The organism is Cellulomonas sp. P4_B5_2 (genome assembly GCF_056402235.1).
The window spans coordinates 1-2,078 of sequence record NZ_JBFUHU010000467.1; the positions used below are offsets into that span (position 1 = coordinate 1).

Annotated in this window: 2 protein-coding genes; both read right to left on the bottom strand. The window is 73.3% G+C overall.

The annotated features are described in order from the left end of the window. On the bottom strand, positions 1-1,320 hold a 1,320-nt coding region (locus tag AC1DUQ_RS21185; protein WP_477074569.1), incomplete at its 3' end, for an ATP-binding cassette domain-containing protein. 86 nt (positions 1,321-1,406) lie between these two features. Next, positions 1,407-2,078 (bottom strand): NAD(P)H-binding protein (locus AC1DUQ_RS21190; protein ID WP_477074570.1); only part of this gene is annotated, 672 nt, incomplete at its 5' end.

Here is a 2,078-nt window from a genome sequence, read left to right on the forward strand (position 1 = left end):
GTCCGGCACCTCGCGGGAGAACGCGTCGACCAGCGGCTCGTCGCCCTCGAACGCGCGCCGCGCCTGGTCCACCTCGCCGACCAGCACACCCGAACCCAGGTCCACCGCACCGGACGTGGGCTCCAGCCGGCCGAGCAGCAGGGCCAGGAGGGTCGACTTGCCGGAACCGTTGGGGCCGGTGACCGCGACGCGGTCCTTCCAGTCGAGCTGCAGGTCGACCGGGCCCAGGGTGAACGCTCCGCGCGTGAGCACGGCGTGACGCGCGACGGCGACGACTGCCCCGGAGCGCCCGGCCGTCGCGATGCTCATCTGCAGCTGCCACTCCTTGCGCGGCTCGTCGACCACGTCGAGGCGGGCGATCATCTTGTCGGTCTGCCGCGCCTTCGCCGCCTGCTTCTCCGACGTCTCGCCGCGGTGGTGCTTCACGTGCTTGTCGTTGTCCGAGGCCTTGCGGCGCGCGTTCCGGACGCCCTTCTCCATCCACGCCCGTTGCATCCGGGCGCGAGCGTTGAGCGCATCGCGCCGGGCGGCGTACCCCTCGTACGCCTCGCGGGCCTGGCGACGGGCGATCGAGCGCTCGTCGAGGTAGGAGTCGTAGCTCCCGCCGTAGGTGGTGACGCGCTGCAGGCTGCGGTCGATCTCGACGACGGCCGTGACCGTGCGGCTGAGGAACTCCCGGTCGTGGCTGACGACGACGATCGCTGCCTCCGAACGGTCGACGAACTCCTCCAGCAGGTCCAGGCCCGCGGCGTCGAGGTCGTTGGTCGGCTCGTCGAGCAGGTAGAGGTCGTACCTCGAGAGCAGCAGCGCGGCGAGGCCGACCCGGGCCGCCTGGCCGCCGGACAACGCGGTCATCGGGTGGTCGAGGTCGACGGTCAGTCCGAGGTCGTCGGCCACCGTGCCGAGCCGCGCCTCGAGGTCGGCGCCGCCCAGTGCGAGCCAGCGCTCGAGGGCCTCGGCGTAGACGTCGTCGGCACCGTCCTGGCCCGCGCCGAACGCGTCCGCGGCATCGTCCAGAGCGCGCTGCGCGTCCGCGACCCCGGTCCGCCGCTCGAGGTGGGCACGCACCGACTCCCCGTCGGCACGCTCGATCTCCTGCGCCAGGTAGCCCAGCTGCGCGTGCGACGGCGACACCGCGACGCTGCCGGAGTCGGGCTGCCGACGGCCGCCGAGGATCTGCAGGAGCGTGGACTTGCCGGCGCCGTTGGGGCCGACGAGGCCGATCACGTCACCGGGCGCGACGACGAGGTCGACACCGGAGAAGAGCTCACGATCGCCGAAGCCGGCCCCGACACCCTTGGCCTGCACTGTTGCGGTCATGCGGTCATTCTCCTTCGGCCGAGCCCCGCCGTCGGACGGCGGGACTCGGAGAAGGTACGCGGACGTCCGACCGTGGTGCGCCCTGTTTAGGAGGCGAGTGCCGCCCGCAGGCCGTCGACGAGGGTGGTCGTGGGCCGGCCGATGAGCGTCCGCAGGTCCGACGTCGCACCGGCCAGGTCGCCGCGGCGGATGTCGGCGTCGAGCGTCGCGACGAATCCCGCGGTGCCCTCGTCGAGACCCGCGCCGAGCAGGATCGCGACGTGCTCGTCGAACGACACCTGCTGGGCGACGACGGGCACGCCCAGCACCGTCGACGCGGCCTCGGCGAGCTCGTCGAAGGTCCACGCGACGTCGCCCGAGAGCTCGTAGACGCGGCCGTCGTGGTCGCCGCCGAGCAGCACCGCGGCCGCGCCGGCGGCGAAGTCGTCGCGCGATGCGCTGGCGACCCGCCCGTCGCCGGCGCTCGTGAGGATCACTCCGGTGGACCGCGCCTGGTCGAGCGCGCCGACGTAGTTCTCCGTGTACCAGTTGTTCCGCAGGATGGTCCAGGCGAGGCCCGAGCCACGGAGCAGCTCCTCGGTCGCCTTGTGGTCGGGAGCCAGGACGAGCGAGGTCGTGTCGGCGTGCGGCGCGCTGGTGTAGACGACGCGGCGGACATCGGCGGCCGCGGCCGCGGCGATGACCCGGCCGTGCTGGGCGACCCGCTGGCCGACCTCGCTGCCGGAGACCAGGAGCACCGTCTCGGCCCCGGCGAACGC